The 1,250-nt window shown below is 29.7% G+C and carries 1 protein-coding gene; it reads left to right on the top strand.

Going from position 1 to position 1,250, the window contains the following annotated elements:
* The first annotated feature begins 139 nt into the window (after positions 1–139).
* Entirely contained in the window at positions 140–997 is an 858-nt protein-coding gene (locus tag ACFSSB_RS15460; protein WP_379905932.1) for a tetratricopeptide repeat protein, read from the top strand.
* Positions 998–1,250 lie beyond the last annotated feature (253 nt).

The raw sequence follows: 1,250 nt of genomic DNA, 5'->3' as shown, positions 1-1,250 counted from the left end.
ATGCAATTAATTTATACAACGAAATAAGATTACATTTATCTTTAGACTATAAAACACCGAATATGGTATATAAATTATCAGCGTAAATTCAATTTTAACCTGTAGCCATATTTCAGGACGAGACATTAAAAAATAGACTATGAGATTGACAATTTTAGCTCTGATATTGGTTTCAAATATTGGATTTTCACAAAATAATCTGACTGAATTAAAATTTGACACAAAGTATTTTAACGCAGTTGATAAATGGATTGCCTTTCCAAAAAAAGATACAGATTCCACTTATGCTTATGGATTTATTTATTTGGACAATCAAGCAGGTTTTACCTTTAATTATGAAACTAAATTTCAAATAAAAGAACAAGAGTTAATTCCTATCAAAAGAGATTCAACTGTAGGATTTATGAAATATCGACTTGAACCAAATACAAGTTTGGTTTCTATTTTGACAGAAAGTCAAGTTTCTGCACTGAATTTACCAAAAAAACCTGAATGGTTATCTATTTATAAAGAACGTTCCGACCAAGTGGATTATTTAAAACAAGAAGGTTATCACTATAATCACGTTGGTGCTTGTGAATTAGCCCTAAAACCTTTATTAAAGGCTTATGAAATTGAACCACATTTTGACGGACTTGAATTTGAATTAGCGTTTGCTTACAATCATTTAGGACAATTCGAAAGAGCAATTCCTATTTTGGAAAAAGCAATTGAGAATAATTCTAAAAATTATTACTTTTTCAGAGAATTGGGCTATTCATATTTAGGTTTGGATAAACTAGAAGATGCAGAAAAAACTTATCGAAAAGGAATTGAAAAGTCTGACAACGACTTTGAAAAAAGTGAAATGTCTGTTAATATGGCTCAAGCCTATTTCAAAGTCAAAAATAAAAAGAAATTTGATGAATGGGCTGAATTGACGAAAAAGTACTCGACTAAAGACAAAAGATACTTGCAATATATCGAACAATTTGAACAGAACTGGAATAAAAAATAACTATGCACAACACCGTATATAATTTATTGCTTGGTTCTAGCCTACTATACGAAAATCCTCGCGGATTTTCTATTCGGTTTTTATTTGTTAACTTAGTTGCTTAGCCACGCAACAAACCATATACATAAACCGTTGTAGGTAATTTAAGAAAATGAACATCGACCTTAAAAAACATATTTTACCATTCGGAATTCTTGTCTTACTTTTTTGGTTAAGTAAAAGTTTTGAGGAATATATTGGAGCAGTCGTTTTT

Origin of the sequence: Lacinutrix gracilariae (genome assembly GCF_042684485.1) — a bacterium.
GTDB lineage: Bacteria > Bacteroidota > Bacteroidia > Flavobacteriales > Flavobacteriaceae > Oceanihabitans > Oceanihabitans gracilariae.
This window is presented reverse-complemented; position numbering and strand designations above follow the sequence as displayed.